The sequence below is a fragment of the Ottowia caeni genome (assembly GCF_050821495.1).
Classification (GTDB): domain Bacteria; phylum Pseudomonadota; class Gammaproteobacteria; order Burkholderiales; family Burkholderiaceae_C; genus Ottowia; species Ottowia caeni.
On sequence record NZ_CP151080.1, the window covers coordinates 3223010 to 3240319 of the forward strand.

13 protein-coding genes are annotated in these 17310 nt (G+C 61.4%); 10 read left to right on the forward strand and 3 right to left on the reverse strand.

Annotated features, from left to right (window positions below):
- Positions 1-248 precede the first annotated feature (248 nt).
- The 10 genes from AAAK34_RS15225 to AAAK34_RS15270 all read left to right on the forward strand — a co-directional run bounded on the left by AAAK34_RS15225 (position 249) and on the right by AAAK34_RS15270 (position 13187).
- Positions 249-2054 (forward strand): nitrite/sulfite reductase, encoded by a 1806-nt coding sequence (locus tag AAAK34_RS15225; protein WP_231694474.1) that lies wholly within the window; start codon positions 249-251, stop codon positions 2052-2054.
- Between the two features lie 35 nt (positions 2055-2089).
- Positions 2090-2488 carry a DUF934 domain-containing protein gene (locus AAAK34_RS15230; RefSeq protein ID WP_231694473.1) on the forward strand — a complete coding sequence of 133 codons (399 nt, stop codon included), beginning with the start codon at positions 2090-2092 and terminating at the stop codon, positions 2486-2488.
- Positions 2485-3351, forward strand: coding sequence for a phosphoadenylyl-sulfate reductase (locus AAAK34_RS15235; protein ID WP_431777453.1), 867 nt, complete (start codon positions 2485-2487; stop codon positions 3349-3351). Before AAAK34_RS15230 ends, AAAK34_RS15235 begins: the two co-directional genes overlap by 4 nt.
- The gene (cysD, locus tag AAAK34_RS15240; RefSeq protein ID WP_231694472.1) at positions 3348-4289 is read left to right on the forward strand and encodes a sulfate adenylyltransferase subunit CysD; all 942 of its coding nucleotides are present in this window, start codon (positions 3348-3350) and stop codon (positions 4287-4289) included. Before AAAK34_RS15235 ends, cysD begins: the two co-directional genes overlap by 4 nt.
- 129 nt (positions 4290-4418) lie before the next feature.
- Positions 4419-5774 (forward strand): GTP-binding protein, encoded by a 1356-nt coding sequence (locus AAAK34_RS15245; protein WP_231694471.1) that lies wholly within the window; start codon positions 4419-4421, stop codon positions 5772-5774.
- Between the two features lie 144 nt (positions 5775-5918).
- Positions 5919-8651: an HAD-IC family P-type ATPase gene (locus tag AAAK34_RS15250; RefSeq protein ID WP_231694470.1), complete on the forward strand. Its 2733-nt coding sequence runs from the start codon at positions 5919-5921 to the stop codon at positions 8649-8651.
- Between the two features lie 197 nt (positions 8652-8848).
- Entirely contained in the window at positions 8849-9178 is a 330-nt protein-coding gene (gene fdxA, locus AAAK34_RS15255; RefSeq protein WP_231694534.1) for a ferredoxin FdxA, read from the forward strand.
- Positions 9179-9186: 8 nt separating this feature from the next.
- Positions 9187-10260, forward strand: a complete 1074-nt coding sequence (locus AAAK34_RS15260) for an NAD(P)/FAD-dependent oxidoreductase (RefSeq protein WP_231694469.1) — start codon at positions 9187-9189, stop codon at positions 10258-10260.
- 26 nt (positions 10261-10286) lie between these two features.
- Positions 10287-11045, forward strand: a complete 759-nt coding sequence (locus AAAK34_RS15265) for a 3-hydroxyacyl-CoA dehydrogenase (protein ID WP_231694468.1) — start codon at positions 10287-10289, stop codon at positions 11043-11045.
- Between the two features lie 126 nt (positions 11046-11171).
- The gene (locus tag AAAK34_RS15270; protein WP_231694467.1) at positions 11172-13187 is read left to right on the forward strand and encodes a TonB-dependent receptor; all 2016 of its coding nucleotides are present in this window, start codon (positions 11172-11174) and stop codon (positions 13185-13187) included.
- 78 nt (positions 13188-13265) lie between these two features.
- Here the strand turns inward: AAAK34_RS15270 and AAAK34_RS15275 are convergent, their stop codons facing one another.
- The 3 genes from AAAK34_RS15275 to AAAK34_RS15285 all read right to left on the reverse strand — a co-directional run bounded on the left by AAAK34_RS15275 (position 13266) and on the right by AAAK34_RS15285 (position 17302).
- The gene (locus AAAK34_RS15275) at positions 13266-14999 is read right to left on the reverse strand and encodes a DEAD/DEAH box helicase (protein ID WP_231694466.1); all 1734 of its coding nucleotides are present in this window, start codon (positions 14997-14999) and stop codon (positions 13266-13268) included.
- A 399-nt stretch (positions 15000-15398) separates the two neighbouring features.
- Positions 15399-15590 carry a DUF2783 domain-containing protein gene (locus AAAK34_RS15280; RefSeq protein WP_231694465.1) on the reverse strand — a complete coding sequence of 64 codons (192 nt, stop codon included), beginning with the start codon at positions 15588-15590 and terminating at the stop codon, positions 15399-15401.
- Positions 15591-15610: 20 nt separating this feature from the next.
- Positions 15611-17302, reverse strand: coding sequence for an FAD-dependent monooxygenase (locus AAAK34_RS15285; protein ID WP_231694464.1), 1692 nt, complete (start codon positions 17300-17302; stop codon positions 15611-15613).
- Between the last annotated feature and the right edge of the window lie 8 nt (positions 17303-17310).

The following is a 17310-nucleotide window of genomic DNA, read 5'->3' on the forward strand; positions in this document are numbered from 1 at the left end:
TTTTTGGTGAATGGGGGCGAGGGAACCCATGTCGGCAAGATTGCGGGGCTGATTGTAAGCCTCATGCCGATTTACCACCCCGTGCGGGGAAAGAACGAATTGTGGTTAGGAAATTCCCCCACGGGGCGCTTATTCCAAATACGCATATATCAACAACAAAGTATTGGTTTGTTATTGCATAAGGGATAGGTACATTCGGTGGCAGAGAAATCCCGCCTGGGCATCCAGGTGTCCCACTGAATAAGCTGATGTACCAATACACCCACTTTGATAAACAGTTCGTTGCCCTGCGCGCCCAGCAGTTTCGTGACCAACTGGAGCGCTGGCAGCGCGGCGAATTGACTGACGAGCAATTCCTGCCCTTGCGCTTGCAGAATGGCTGGTACGTGCAGCGCTATGCCCCCATGGCCCGGATTGCCGTGCCCTACGGCGAAATCAGCAGCGAGCAGCTTCACGTGCTCGCCCGCATAGCGCGTGACTACGACCGCCCTGACACCGACCTGCTGGCCCATGCCCAGGCCACGCAGGATGAGCTGCAAGCCGCCCAACCGGGCCTGACCCTGGCGGCGCCACTGCTTCAGTACGGCTACGGCCACTTCACGACGCGCACCAACGTTCAGTTCAACTGGATCCCACTGTCCAAGGCCGCTGATGTCATGGAGTTGCTGGCGAGCGTGCAGATGCACGGCATCCAGACCAGCGGCAACACGATTCGCAACATCACCTGCGAAGCGCTGGCGGGGATCGCCCCAGATGAAATCGTCGACACACGGCCCTTCGCCGAAATTTTGCGCCAGTGGAGCACGCTGCACCCTGAGTTTGCATTCCTGCCGCGCAAGTTCAAGATCGCGTTCAATGGCGCTGAGGAAGATCGCGCCGCCACGGGCTGGTACGACGTGGGTCTGCAAGCTCTGCGCAACGACGCAGGCGAAGTCGGTTTTACGGTGAAAGTGGGCGGTGGCATGGGCCGCACGCCGGTGATTGGCACTGCGGTGCGCGAGTTCCTGCCCTGGAATCAGCTGCTGAACTTCCTGGAGGCGGTGGTGCGGGTCTATAACCGCTATGGACGCCGCGACAACAAATGGAAGGCGCGCATCAAGATTCTGGTGAAGGCCGAGGGCCAACGCTTCATCGATGAAGTGGAAGCCGAGTACCGCGCCATTGTGGAACAGGATGGCGCCCCCCACACCATTACGCAGGCCGAACTGGACCGGGTGTCAGCGAACTTCGTGGTGCCTGAGCTTCGGCCAGCCAACCAGCCCAGCCAGGTTGATGTCAACAGCCGTGCTTTCCAGCGCTGGCTCACGCAGAACGTTCGGGCCCACCGCCTGCCGGAGCTCCGAGTGGTGAATCTCTCGTTCAAGCGTCCTGGCGCCGCCCCGGGCGATGCCGACGCGGCAGTTCTTGCTGCAGTGGCCGAACTGGCTGACCGCTTCAGTGCCGGTGAAGCGCGCTTGACGCACGAACAAAACCTGGCGTTGCCGTGGGTGCACGCCAGCGACCTGCCGGCCCTCTACGAGCAAGCCAAGTCGCTCGGGTTGGCACAGCCCAATATTGGTCTCATCAGCGACATGATTGCATGCCCCGGAGGTGATTATTGCTCGCTGGCCAACGCTCGCTCGCTGCCGATTGCCGCCGCATTGATGGAGTTGTACCAGGACATCGACGAAGCGACTGATCTGGGCCCCATTGACTTGCACATCAGCGGCTGCATCAACAGCTGCGGTCACCACCACAGCGGCCATATCGGCATTCTGGGCGTCGATAAGGACGGCAAGGAGTGGTATCAGGTGACGTTGGGCGGCTCCGATGGCTCGGCACTGTCTGGCCCGGCGCACCCAGGCAAGGTCGTGGGCCCCTCGTTTTCTGCCGCAGAGGTTCCAGGGGTCGTGGAAGCCATTCTCGACACCTACCGCGACCTGCGCCTGAGCGCGGCTGAGCATTTCATCGACACGCTGCGGCGCGTTGGGCACGAGCCATTCAAACAGTCCGCCAACGCTGCCCGCCGCACCGACCCGCGAGCCAGCCGCCAAAGCGAAGAAGCTATGGCCTGAGCCAGGCCGGAAACACCCGATTCAGAGAAAAGAACATGAAACTCATCGCCGCAGGCGCCGAACCCGCTCACAACGAAGCGCCGAATACACTGCAAGTGGCCAACGATGCCGACATTGCCGCGCTGTCGGCCGAGGGCGCGTTCCAAGGCATCGAACGCATAGACCTGGACTTTCCAAAGTTCACGGATGGCCGCGCCTTCAGCCAGGCCGTGTTGCTGCGCCGCCGCTTCGGCTTCACCGGCGACATCCGCGCCCATGGCGACGTGCTGATTGACCAACTGGTGCAAATGGCACGCAGCGGCTTCACCAGCGCCGTGTTGGCAGAAGGTGTGGATGCCAGCGCGGCCGAACGGCAATTCAAGCGCTACTCCGCCTTCTACCAAGGTGACATGCAGCAACCTCTGCCACATTTTGCGCGTCAGGAGGCTGCATGAACGGAGCCGTCAGCATGCTGCCGGGAGCGACCTCACTATCCGCCGAGGCCGCGCCCGATGTGGCGTCAGCCATTGAGCTTTATGCGCGCCCTTCAGCAGAGTTCGATGCCAAGCTGCGCGAAACCGTGGTCACGCTGCTCAAGGCAGCAGCCACCGGTCCGGTGACGCAGGCCAGCAGCCTGGGCGCGGAAGACATGGTGATTACCCACCTGATCAACGCGCATGAACTGCCCATAGGCATTTTTGTGCTCGACACTGGCGCCCTGCATGCGGAGACGGTAGCCCTGATCGATCGGTTACAAGCGCAGCAGGATACGCACCCGCACGCGCCCCTCACTGTCTACCGACCAGCGCAGGAATCGGTCGTGCAGTTTGTTGCCCGCGAGGGCCGTGATGCGATGTACAAGAGCATCGACCTGCGTAAGGCCTGCTGCAGCATTCGCAAGATGGAACCGCTAAGCCGCGCCTTGGCAGGCAAGAAAGCCTGGATCGCCGGTCTGCGGCGCGAGCAATCCGGCGCAAGGGCTGCAGTGGATCTGGTAGACCGGGCAGAAGAGGACAGCAAAGGGCTGCTCAAGTACAACCCGCTGGCCAACTGGACCTGGGGCGACGTGTGGCACTACATCGCTCAGCATGAAGTGCCCTACAACCCGCTACACGACCAGTTCTTTCCGAGCATTGGGTGCGCACCTTGCACCCGTGCGATCACCGTGGGCGAGGATTTTCGCGCCGGGCGTTGGTGGTGGGAAGACGAAGCCGCCAAGGAGTGTGGCTTGCATGTGAAAGATTCCGCACCTTCGTCCCCCGGCTCTCGCCCGACAGACGCGAGCCATCGCCAAACTCAAATCCAGAGCCACGCATGAACGCCCGTACAGAACCCAAGCTCCTGCTACCGCCTCACCAGTTGGGGAACACTCACCTCGATGCGCTGGAAGAAGAAACCATCTTCCTGCTGCGCGAAGTCGCGGCTGCATTCGAGCGCCCTGCCCTGCTGTTCTCCGGCGGCAAGGATTCACTTGTGCTGCTCAAGTGCGCTGAAAAAGCCTTTGGCGTGGGCAGAATTCCCTACCCTCTGCTGATGATCGACACCGGCCACAACTTCCAGGAAGTGACGGATTTCCGCGATCAACGGGCGGCAGAATTGAAGGCCGAACTGATTGTGCGCAGCGTGGAAGACAGCATGGCGCGCGGTACGGTGCGTCTGGCCCATCCGGAAGAAAGCCGAAACGCGCACCAGTCGGTGACGCTGCTGGAAGCGATCGAAGAGTTCCGCTTTGACGCGCTGATCGGTGGCGCCCGGCGCGATGAGGAAAAGGCCCGCGCCAAGGAACGCATTTTCAGTCACCGCGACAGCTTTGGCCAATGGCAGCCCAAAGCACAGCGACCTGAACTGTGGTCATTGTTCAATACCCGCCTGCACAGTGGTGAACACTTTCGGGTGTTTCCCATCAGCAACTGGACCGAGCTGGATGTGTGGCAGTACATTGAGCGGGAGCAGATCGGCCTGCCCAGCCTGTACTACGCGCACCAGCGAGAGGTGGTAGAGCGGCGAGGCTTGCTGGTGCCGGTGACGCCCCTCACACCTCCAAGGGATGGCGAAACTACGCAAACCCGCACCGTGCGTTTTCGCACCGTGGGTGACATTACCTGCACCTGCCCCGTGCCCAGCGAAGCGGCCACGCCGGGCGAGATTGTCATAGAGACACTGGCAGCGGACGTGAGCGAACGTGGCGCCACGCGAATGGACGACAAGACCTCCGAAGCCTCGATGGAGAAGCGCAAGAAGGACGGGTATTTCTAGGAGCTCCCAGGGGTTTTCCGGTGTTCTTAGGGCTTCTCAGGAGATCCCAGGAGATCCGGGGGACTTTCAGAAGCTTGTTGGGCTTCGCTTTGCTCAGCGCCAACCTACAGATTCAATTTCGCAAAAAACATGACTACCGAGCTGACACTTTCCCTTGATCATCCCGTTGCGGCTGAAGGCACCCAGGCGGCCCTGCGCTTTATCACTTGCGGGAGCGTGGACGACGGCAAGAGCACGCTGATCGGCCGGCTGCTGGTAGACAGCAAAGCGGTTCTGCAAGACCACCTGGCTGGCGTGACCCGGCAAGGCGAGACCGACCTGGCACTGCTGACCGACGGGCTGTCCGCCGAGCGGGAGCAAGGCATCACCATTGACGTGGCCTACCGCTACTTCAGTACCGAGGCTCGCAAGTTCATCATCGGCGACGCGCCGGGGCACGAACAGTACACACGGAACATGGTGACTGCAGCGTCGCAGGCGGATGCCGCCGTGGTGCTGGTGGATGCTACCAAGCTGGACTGGCAGAGTGCCGACCTCACGCTGCTGCCGCAAACGCGCCGCCATGCGTTGTTGCTACAGTTGTTGCGCGTGCCTTCCGTCGTTTTTGCGATCAACAAGCTGGATGCCGTCAGCGACCCGGCCCAGGCCTTCGCGCACATACGTGGCGCATTGGAAGCCTTTGTACAAGAAGGCGGCATACAGTCCGCAGGAATTCTGCCTATTTCCGCTCTCAAGGGTTGGAACGTCGTGGAGGCCGGCCACCACCCCGCTGGCTGGTGCGGCTATGTGGGCGCCACATTGCTGGAAATTCTGGAGAACCTGCCCGTCACCCCGCGCGAGACCGATCTGCCGCTGGCCTTTCCTGTGCAGTGGGTGGAGAAATTTTCCTCTTCCAGTGACACCACTCAAGGACGCCGCGTTTTCTGGGGTCGAGTTTCGACGGGCAGCGTCGCCCCTGGCACGCAGGTCACGCTTTTGCCGGGAGGCCAGCAAGCGGTGGTCGCGCAGGTACTGGACCATACACGCGAGCCCCACGCCATCTCTGCGGGTCAAAGCGCCGGCATCATCCTTGATCGCGAGGTCGACGTTTCTCGTGGGGACTGGATCGTGGCGGCTCCCCAGCCCGTGGCCAGTGCTACGGATTTCGACGAGCCCTCCCGCCCGGTCTGGCCCACCACGCGTGAACTGAAGGCCACGATCGCCTGGCTCGACGACGAGCCGCTCGTGGCCGGACGCGTGTACTGGGCCCTGCACGGACACCGCTGGGTCAAGGCCAAGGTCAAGCGCGTAGTGGAGCGTTTGGACATCCATACCCTGAAACGTGAAGACGCCACGCAACTGGATCCCAATGCCATAGGGCACGTGGAACTGGCGCTGCAAGAGCCCATACCTGCCACGCCGTTCGCCCGAAGCCGCACTCTCGGCTCGCTGATTCTGGTGGACACTGCCACCCACAAGACAGCCGGTGCTGTATTGGTGAACTGATCGCCTGGACAAAGGCCAAGCTCTGCTCTGGGGGGCCACTGAGCCTGTACAGCCTGGAACCAGCCCAAAGCTCAACGGCGTTTCATACTCTCCCCGGGACATACGTGGTACGGTTGCTCCAATTCACAAGGAGTTTTTCGTACGATGCCCGACCCTCGACAAGTGGAACTTTCCTTGCCGCACAGCGCGCCCCATGCCCAATCATTCGCCGACGTTGCAGCCACTCTGGGGACATCACCTGACATCGGCTTATCGACCGAGGTAGCTACCCAGCGGCTGGTGGAGCACGGCCCCAACGCACTGCCCTCGCAACCCCGGCGAACGCTGGCCCAGCGCCTCTGGCCGCAATTTGCCAATGCACTGATCGTCTTCTTGCTGGCAGGCGCCAGCATGGCCGCAGTGCTCGGGCACTGGGTGGATGCCGGAGTCATCGCCCTCGTGGTGCTGGTAAACGCCATCGTCGGCGTCCTGCAGGAAGGCAAGGCCGAGTCTGCCATGGAAGCGCTGCGCGACATGCTCTCGCCCCATGCACGCGTCGTGCGCGATGGGACGCAGCAAGTGATCGACGTGGCCCAGTTGGTACCAGGAGATCTGGTGCTGTTGGAAGCCGGTGATCGGGTGCCCGCGGACCTGCGGCTGGTCTCCGCGCGGAGCTTGCGCATCGAAGAAGCGGTGCTGACAGGTGAATCCGTCGCCTCGGAAAAATCCAGCGAACCAGTGGCTAAGGAGGTGCCTCTAGGCGACCGTGCGAGCATGGCGTTCTCGGGCACTCTGGTGGCGGCTGGGCAGGCGCGCGGCATTGTGACGGCCACCGGCACGCGTACCGAAATCGGAAAAATCAGCGAGATGCTGGGCGCCATTGCCCCACTCACCACACCGTTGCTCAAGCAGATCAACCGATTTGGCAGGCAACTGACGGTGGCTGCACTCGCAGTGGCGGCGTTGCTGTTCATCTTTGCCGTTTCTGTGCGAGGCCTCGAGTGGATCGACGCCATGATGATCGTGGTGGCACTGGCCGTGGGTTTCGTGCCAGAGGGACTGCCGGCCGTGATTACCATCACACTGGCCATTGGCGTACAGCGCATGGCAGCACGCCAAGCCATTGTGCGCCAACTCCCTGCAGTGGAGACTCTGGGCGCTACCAGCGTGATCTGCTCCGACAAAACCGGCACGCTGACGCGCAATGAGATGACCTGCCGTCATCTGATCACTGCCACCGGTGAAGCCACGGCCAGCGGCGCAGGCTACGCACCCACCGGACATGTGCGCCTGGCTGATGGCCGCCCACCCGGTGACGACATGCATCAACTGGCGCGCATCGGGCTGTTGTGCAACGACGCCGAGCTGACCGAGGACGAACAGAACTGGCTCGTCACAGGCGATCCCATGGAGGGCGCGCTGCTGGCGCTGGCCTACAAGGCAGGGCTGAACGCCCAGGCAGAATGCGATTCGCACCCGCGCAAGGACCTGGTGCCCTTCGATGCCGCCCATCGCTATATGGCCACCCTGCACTCGACGCCCGAGGGGGTGTCACTGATCGCGGTAAAAGGCGCGCCAGAGGCTGTGTTGGCCATGTGTACCCACGCGTTGGGGGCAGACGGCCATCAGCGCGTGCCACTGGATCGCGCGGCATGGCATGAACGAATTGAAGCTGTGGCCGCCGAGGGCGAGCGCGTACTGGGGTTTGCATTTGTACGCCTGCCGGAACCGCGAACGCACATTGAAACGGCTGACCTGTATGGCTTGGTATTTGCCGGGATCATTGGTTTCATCGACCCCCCAAGACCAGAGGCCATTGAAGCAGTAGCGGATTGTCGCAGCGCTGGCATTCGCGTCAAGATGATCACAGGCGACCACGCCGCCACGGCCGCCGCGATAGCGAAGCAACTGGGTCTTGCCGAGACACCCATCGTCGTCACCGGCGCCGACGTCAGTGCCACGACCGAAAAAGCCCTGCCTGATCTTGCCATGCGCGCAGACGTATTCGCACGCACCAGCCCCGAGCATAAGCTGCGCGTGGTGCAAGCCTTGCAGAGCCAAGGTGCCGTGGTCGCCATGACCGGTGATGGCGTGAATGACGCTCCGTCGCTCAAACAGGCCGACGTGGGCATTGCCATGGGGCACAAAGGCACAGAAGCAGCCAAGGAGGCCTCTCAGGTGGTTCTGGCGGACGACAATTTTGCGTCCATCGTGGCTGCCGTGAACGAGGGGCGTACGGTGTATGACAACGTCCGCAAGGTTGTTGCCTGGACACTCCCCACCAACGGCGGCGAAGTGCTGGCCGTCGCTGCCGCATTGATGCTCGGAATCACCCTGCCCATGTCGCCTGCGCAGATCCTCTGGATCAACATGGCCCTCACCATTACTCTTGGCCTGGTGCTGGCCTTCGAGCCGCCCGAAGAAGGGGTGATGCGCCGACCACCGCGCCAGCCCCATGCCCCTCTGATGTCTCCGTTCATGCTGTGGCGGCTGGTCCTGGTGTCGCTTCTGTTCACCGCGGCCACATTTGCGGTCATGGCCTGGGGCCGTTGGCGTGGCCTGGAAATCGAGGCCACACGAACGCTGGTGGTCAACACATTCTGCGCACTGGAAGTTGGCTATCTGTTTTCCGTGCGCTATTTGCACGGCAGCTCTTTCACGCTGCGCGGCCTGCGCGGAACGCCTGCGGTGCTCTACGCCGTGCTAGGGGTCGTGGTGCTGCAGTTGGCTTTTACCTACACACCCTGGATGCAGGTACTCTTTGATTCACGATCAGTGTCCCTGCCGGACCTGCTGATCGCGATCGGCATGGGCGTATTGCTGATGGCGGTGCTGGAAATCGAGAAGACCGTGTTGCGCCGGCTGGATTGGTTCGACGAGCTGCGAGCTCCAGGTTGATAGCGGACACACAAGCAGACACTCAAGCAGGCAACAACCAGAATGCAGCTCTTATCCTTTCCGGTAGCACGGCCACCCGATCGCATCCGTCGGCACAAGCCCCCGGCAGCTAAAATCAGACAGTTTTCTTGAGCGCGCACCGCATTCTGCATGGCACCGCCCAGGACCCCACCAACTTTGAACTTCACCATAAGAAAATGACCCACGTCGTCACCGAAGCCTGCATCCAATGCAAATACACCGATTGCGTGGACGTGTGCCCGGTCGATTGCTTCAAGGAAGGCCCCAACTTCCTCACCATCGACCCTGATGAATGCATCGATTGCGCCGTCTGCATCCCGGAGTGTCCGGTTAACGCCATCTACGCCGAAGAAGACGTGCCCAAGGATCAGCAGCATATGATCAAGATCAATGCCGACCTGGCCGTCTCGCCCAACTACAAGACGATCACCAAGCGTAAAGAGCCGCTGCCGACGGCCGAAGAGTGGAAGGACCGCACGGACAAGCTCCCCGAACTCAAGCGCTGAACCACGCTGTGCCTTCACAGATCGGCCCCGAACACGCTGTTTCGCCCGTTGAAACCGATGTTGCCATCATTGGCGCCGGTCCTGTCGGGCTCTTCGCAGTCTTTGAACTGGGGCTGCTGGAGCTTTCTGCGCACGTGGTCGACGCGCTGCCTCGTGCAGGCGGCCAACCGGCGGAGCTCTATGCGGACAAGCCGATCTACGACATACCGGGCACGCCCGTCTGCACGGGCCAGCAATTAACCGACGGTCTGTTGCAGCAGATTGCGCCCTTCAAGGTGCCACTGCACCTGGGACACCGCGTGGATACTCTGCAGCGTCAGCCAGACGGCCGTTTCCTGCTTGCGACGCACAAAGGACTCCAGCTGCTGGCCAAAGCGGTGTTCATAGCGGCTGGCGTCGGCGCCTTTGAGCCCAGACGACTCAAGCTTGAGGGTCTGGACGCGCTCGAAGACCAAGATCTGTTCCATCACTACCCCGGTGACGAGGCACTGTCTGACCAGCAGGTGGTGATTGTGGGGAGCGAAGACAGCGCACTGGAGCGTGCCATTGAACTGGCCACCATGCCGCAGCCGCGCCCGAGGAGCGTGACGCTGCTGCACCGCCGAGACAGTGTGCAGGCTGCTCCCGCTACCACGGAACGCTTTCGCGCCCTTTGTGCAGAAGGAAGAATCCACTTTGCCATCGGCCAGGCCCAGGGGTTCGATGCCCCGGACGGCCGACTGACTGCCCTGCACATCCTTGGGCCGGACGGCAACACCTACTACCTGGCCGCTGATAAGCTGCTGGTCATGCAAGGCTTCAGTCCGAAGCTGGGGCCTGTCGCGTCCTGGCATTTGGCCATGGAGCGCAAGCAGTTAGTGGTGGACACCGAAAAATTCCAGACCAGTACGCCCGGCATTTTCGCCGTTGGCGACGTCAATACCTACCCCGGGAAGAAAAAGCTCCTGCTCAGCGGCTTCCATGAAGCCACGCTGGCAGCTTACGCAGCGCAGACTCTGATTGCGCCGGAACGGGAAATTCCTCTCCAATACACCACCAGCAGTTCGCGGGTGCATCGGCTGCTGGGTGTTGACCCACAATAAACCCACCTACAAAAAGGAGCAAGAGCATGCAGATCAAGGACAAGGTTTTCATCGTCACCGGTGGCTCATCGGGCTTGGGTGAAGGCACGGCGCGCATGCTCGCCGCGGAGGGTGCCCAGGTAGTGATTGCCGACATGCAGGCGGAAAAAGGCGAAGCGGTTGCCAAAGAGATCGGCGGAGCCTTCTTGAAATGCGACGTCAGCAACGAGGCTGACGGTCAGGCCGTCGTGGCGAAGGCGACCTCCATGGGCAAGCTGATGGGCCTGGTCAACTGCGCTGGAATTGCGCCCGCGGAAAAAACCGTGGGCAAGTCCGGCCCGCACAAGCTGGATGTGTTCACCAAGACAATCATGGTCAACCTGGTGGGCACTTTCAACATGATCCGCCTGGCGTCAGACGCCATGGCAAAGAATGATCCGGAAAGCACCGGCGAGCGAGGCGTGCTGATCAGCACAGCCAGCGTCGCGGCCTATGACGGACAGATTGGCCAGGCAGCCTATTCAGCGAGCAAGGGTGGAGTGGTCGGCATGACCCTGCCTATCGCTCGTGATCTGGCACGCAACGGCATCCGCAACATGACCATCGCCCCCGGCCTGTTCGGCACACCCATGCTGTTTGGCATGCCGCAGGAAGTCCAAGACTCCCTCGCCGCCAGCGTGCCTTTCCCCAGCCGCCTGGGAACACCTCAAGACTACGCCAAGCTGGTCAAGCACATCGTGGAGAACGACATGCTCAACGGCGAGGTGATCCGGCTGGACGGTGCCGTTCGCCTGGCGCCAAAATAGGCCAACTGGGGCGGCCCAATGCACTTACCTATCTCAGCGACTTGATTTAGATCATTTTCGATCTCTGCAAGTAAGCTAAAAATACTCTTGCAGGGCATCTGGCGCCCGTCAACAAGGAATATCTTCATGATCTGGATGGGTCGCGCAATCACGGTGGGTGCGGGTGTGTGCGCCCTGGCAGCACCGGCCTTAGGGCAAGATGAGGTTCGGAGCCTGGAGACGGTGACCGTGATTGGCACGGGGCTTCCCACGGAAGTCATGCGCAACCCGGCTTCAATCACCGTGATTTCGGCCGAATCCATCGAGCAGTCGGCACCCGTTTCCGTGGCCACCCTGCTGCGCGAGGTGCCGGGTATACAGATCTCGGAAGAAGGCATTGAGCGCATCTCGATTCGCGGCGAAACCTCGCGCCGTGTAGCCATTCTGATCGACGGACAGAAACTAACCGACCATAGCGGCTACGGCCAGCCCGTGCTGGTGGATCCGACGACCATTGAACGGATCGAGGTGGTGAGGGGCTCTTCATCGGTAGTTTCCGGAAGCAGCGCCATTGGCGGGGTGATCAACATCATCACCAAAAAAGGGGCGAGCAAGCCATTCAGCCTCACTGCCACGGCAGGTTATATGTCCGCCACGCGCGGACACCGGCTGTCTGCCACGGCGGCCGGCACCGTGGATGCAGGCCCGGGCGCACTGGATTACAACCTCAGCCTCGGCCGCATGAAGCAAGGCGACCGCCACACACCAGACGGCAAGCTGACACCCTCCGATGTACACGACCAGAATGTCTCCGGTCACCTTGGCTACCGGGTCGGCAAGCACAGCTTAGGGGTGCGAGCCCAAGCTTACGATCTGGGCGCCAACGTTTACGTGGTCAACCAGCCCAATTTTTTCATCTCACTGCCCCGCCGCGATCTGCGCAAATTGTCCGCGTTCTATGAAGGCAAGGAGCTGACGCCTTGGCTGACCAAGCTGAGCGCCAATTTTTACCGGCAGACGATTGAACGCGATTTTCGCAACGATTTCACCACAGCTGCCGGCCCCTTGCGCCTGCGAGTGCTCGCGAACTCGCTGGACAAACAAGCCACCAGCGGAGCCAATCTACGCGCCGAGATGAAATTCTCTACGGGCAGTCGCTCCGTAGCCGGGCTCGAATGGGAAGACGACGCGCTTGCGACTGACAAAGTTACCAACACCACGCGCACCCCGCCGGGCACCACCGCCACGACGCTGCGTTACGATGATGCTGTTACACGCACTCTTTCCTTTTTCGGACAGCATGAAATCGAGCTGACTGACCAGCTCACCGCTAACGTGGGTGCTCGCTGGTACCGGGTTCGCTCCAGCCACGACGCCTCCACCACCAATGGCCGCGCCAACCTCACCAGCAGGGGTGGCTCCGACAGCCTCGTCCTGGGTTCTACCGGACTGGTCTGGAGGCCCAGCAATCAACTGGCTCTGCGCGCCAACATCTCACAGGGCTATATTTACCCGAGCCTGGGTCAGCTATTCCTGACGACCACCGGTGGAAGCAACACTTTCGTCGGCAACCCGGATCTGCGCCCTGAAGTTTCCACCACCTATGAGCTGGGCGCCCGCTATGCGCACGGAGGAACGGTGATCGACGCCACCTTGTTCCACGCTCGCTCAAAGGATTACATCGCGTCCTTGATCACCGGCAACATGGGACGTTATGAGAACGTGGATGCCGCCCGCAGCACTGGAGTTGAAGTGTATGCCGAGCAGTCCATCCGTTCGTGGGGGTTGACCCCCTATGCCTCTTTGGCTGCCATGCGTCGGCAACTTCGCTACGGCACCGGCTTCAATACCTACGATGGTGGATCACCCAGTCTGGCCGGGAAAATCGGCTTGCGCAAAGACTGGGCCTGGGGCAGCACAGCCGGCAGCGTAGATCTCTTCCTGCGCGGCGAAAGCAAGGTGCGCATGCGCGGAAACACCGGCACCCTGACCGATTCGGCCGCAGGCTACGCCACGCTCAACCTGCGGGCCTACGCCGAGTTCGGCCACGGCCTTAGCTTGGTGGCAGAACTTAACAACCTGACCAACCGGAGCTACACGCCCTACGACCAGATGCCTGGCGCAGAGCGCTCCTTCAATCTGTTCTTGACGAAGAAATTCTGAGCCTGGAAACGGGTCCAGGCTGAGGGCAGCTCAGCCTGGATCCAGGTTAAAGAAATCGGGGCAGAAGCCCCGATTGTTTTACTTCTTGTAAGGCTTGGCTACGCGAGCCGGCGCGCCGGCATGGCCACGCGGTGCGGCAGGCTTGCGGTTCTGGCCAAACGTGGTGGCCTTGACACGCGCCATAGGTTGGCCGTGACTTGGCCTGGCGAAATCGCCAAAACCTTCATTGCGACGACCGCCGGCACCAGCGCCGCGATCTGATCGGTCGAAGCTGGACTCAGAGTTGAACTGGCGAGGCCCACGGGAATCGCCTCCGTGTGGGCGACCGAAGCCCTCACGGCCGCCGCTGCTGCGACGGGGGCGGCCGCCCGGCTTGCCACCGCGACCAAATTCCTTCGGACCGGTCACCGGCGGGAAAGACTTGGTCGGCTCCAGGCCGTCGATGGTCAGTGGCTTGAAGGGCTGCTGAGTGCAGGCCTCAATGTCAGCCAACCGGCGACGATCGCGGATTTCGGCGAGCGTGACTGCCAGGCCGTCGCGGCCAGCACGGCCGGTGCGGCCAATGCGGTGGGTGTAATCGTCGGCTTTCATGGGCAGGCCGAAATTGAACACGTGGGTAATGGTGGGCACATCAATGCCGCGAGCTGCCACGTCAGTGGCTACCAAAATCTGCACACGGCCTTCGCGCAGCGCAGTCAGCCTGCGGTTGCGCACGGCCTGGCTCAAGGCGCCATGCAGCGACACGGCAGCAAAGCCGGCCTGTTGCAAGTCTTCGGCGAGTTCTTCGCATTCGATCTGCGTGCAGGCGAAAACGATAGCCTGATTGATGGCCGGGTCACGCAGCCAGTAGTCCAGCAGGCGACGCTTGTGATCCGGACTGTCGGCCCAGTACAGTTCCTGGCGGATGTTGGCGTGAGCTTCACGCGGGGAATCAATCTGGATGCGCTGCACGCGTGAACCGCCATCATGCATGACACGCATGGCCAGTTGCTGAATGCGCGGGGCGAAGGTGGCCGAGAACATCATGGTCTGCTCACGCTGGACGGTGAGCTGGTTGACCTCTGCCAGGTCATCAGCAAAGCCCAGATCCAGCATGCGGTCAGCCTCATCCACGACGAGGAAGCGCACTTCATCGAGCTTGATCTGGCCAGAGCGCTGAAGATCAAGCAAACGACCAGGCGTGGCCACTACGAGGTTGGCATTTTGCAGCTTGGCGATTTGCAACTGGTAGGGCATTCCGCCCACGATGTTGGCAATGCGCAGGCCGCGGCAGTGCTTGACGAGATCAATGGCGTCGGCCGCCACCTGCTGAGCGAGCTCGCGTGTGGGGCACAGCACCAGCGCGCCGGGCACCGCAGGCTTGAAATGACGCGAATTGGTGGGGTCTTTGCGGCGTGGGCGCTTTGGAGCGGGCTCACCACGGGACAGAGCCTCGGCAACCTTGGCATCCCATGCAGCCTTTTCGCGTTCGAAGGCCTCTTCCTGATGTGCAATGAGGGTATGAAGCACGGGCAGCAGAAAGGCTGCAGTCTTGCCGCTACCGGTCTGGCTGGACACCATGAGGTCGGCGAAGTGCTTGGCGTCGCCCTGCAGAGCCAGCGGAATGGCGCGTGCTTGAACGGTGGTGGGTTCAGTGAAGCCAAGATCCGCGACAGCCTGCACCAACTCGGGGGCAAGACCCAGCGCAGCGAAGGCATTAGGGGTTGCATTGGCCGGAGCCACGGCTTCAGGCAAGGCAGCTTCAAAGGCAGGCGCCTCAAAAGCAGCGGTTTCTTGGGACGGGAGTGCCGTCAGGTGATCAAAGGAATCCATGTGTCGTTTCTTTCCGGCATGCAACAGCCGAACCGGCCCGGGGTAAAGCTACAAAAATAGCTACCCAAGGCGGGCCAGTGGCGACGCGCATGTCAAATGGTCGGGAACCTGAGGTACCCGGGGTTTAAAAAAACACCAACCATCCAACAACGCGGCAAGCAAAAGAAACGGCGAGTGCCCAAAAGGGCATTGCGCCAGCGAAAAACAGATAGAGTGCCCTGTTCGGACAGACCTTATGCTTTTCGCCTTTGAGTCAACCCAGCCAAGTTTGGCGGGAGACGGCGTGCGAGAAGGGAGATGTAATCAACAACGCAGCCGCTTAATAGCCGGATGCGAAGCCACTGATTATGTCAGCAAATGCGAAATGATGCAATGCACCATACCGAATTAAATAACGGCTCACAAATTCTGCAGTGCGGCTTGCACTTGCTGCTCGAACAAGGTCTCGTCTCCAAGTGCGTTGGCGTTCAACAGGGCCAGCTTGACTAGAAACAGCTGCGCCTTCTCGGTGCCGGCCTGGTCTATGGCGGTCGCCAGGGTGTCGTATACAGCTTCCAGGCCGCCGATGGACAGGGGAATGCGGTCGGTCATTTGCGTGGCTCCTACAGGTGTTAGCTTGGCAGTGCGGCATCGAACGCCGCCTGCAGGCGGGTGGCGTCGAGAGTGAGCCAGCGAGCGCAGACGTGCTGGTCAGGACGAAGCAGGTAACCGGCGCCACTGGATTGCACGCCATAGCGGCTGCGGAAGTGGCCGCCGTGATCAGCTAGCGTGAGATCAGCACCCGCAACAGTATGCGACGCCCCTACGGCGATCACTCGAATCGGCACACCCTTGCCACGAACGGCGTCGATCACCTTCATCAAGGAAGGGGGCATCGCCGAACCTTCGGTGAAGTAAAGCAGATCGAACCCACCTCCCAGATGGTCGATCAGGAATTCGTCGGCGCCCAGGCGGACGTTCTGAGGTGGCGCGCCGTGCGCCGGGCCGGCGCGAAAAAGCGCGTTGTCGTCCCCGACACTGTTGAGTTGCGAGTGCGTGTATTCGTGAGGACGCGAAGTGCGCCAGTGATAGAGAGGGCGCACGAATTCCTGGGTGAGGGAAAGCGACAATACCGCGTCTCGCAGGAGACGAAACCCCTCGCTCGGGGGCGCCATGAAGCGAGTGCTCTTGCCGGCCTCTTCAATGATTTCTCGAGCCGCACCCACCCGCTCTTCACTGAAATTGGTGAGCAGCTGCCTGCCTGCCAGGCCCTTGACGACGAACGCCAGATGCCAGGCCAGGGACTGGGCGTCCTGAAACGCGGTGTTGGCGCCTCGAACTCCAAAAATCGGCAGCAGGTGCGCCGCATCACCCGCAAAGAGTACGCTGCCATGGACGTAGTCAGGCAGCGTGAGGGTTCGGGCGGAGTAAACAGAGGACCAATCCATTTCCCACGGCTTTCCGGCGTGGCCGATCATCGCCAGTTGGGCGTCGATGCGTCGCTTCAGAGATTCGGGCTTCAGCGCTTCGGCGGGCGTTTCTCCAGGGGGAAGCTGATAGTCGACTCGCCAGATGCCGTGAGGCTCGCGGTGCATCAAAATGGTGTTGCCCGGATTCCAGTCCGGGTCAAAATAGGCTAGGCGTTCGGTTGGGAGAGGCAGATCGATGCGGATGTCGGCGATAACGAAGTTGCCTTCGTAGGAGGCCCCCTCCATCTTCAGCCCCAGCATGGACCGAATGTCGGAGCGCCCACCGTCGGCTGCGACCAGCCAGTCAGCTTCCAGTGCGTAAGGGCCTTCAGGTGTGTCAATGTCGACGAGCGCATGATCGCTCTGTTGCTGCACGCCGACGACCTTGTTGCCCCAACGCAGATCAATCAGGGGGTTAGCCTTACAGGCATCGAGCAGGTATTCTTCAAGGTACTGCTGCTGTATGTTGAGCATGGGAAAGAAGCGGTCGTCCTCCTCATGCGGCGCTTCCATGCGGAACACGCGTTGTCCCTGGTAATAGGAGTTACCGAAACGCCAGGGCAGGCCGTTTTCTGTCAAACGAGCAGACACACCGACCTGCTGCAGGATTTCCATGGATCGGCGTGTGAACACAATGGCCCGGCTACCCTGGGAAACCTGCAGTTCGGCAGTGAGCAGAACACTTGGCACGCCGTGGCGAGCCAGTTCGAGCGCGGCGACCATGCCGGCCGGGCCAGCGCCTGCAATGACCACCGGGCAGCGCGCGGGCGGCGGATGGGCCGAGGGCAGCCAGGGCTCATGTACCTGGTAGTCATAGTAGATGGACGGGCGCGGTTCTGTGGTGGGCTGATGCATTCCGGTGG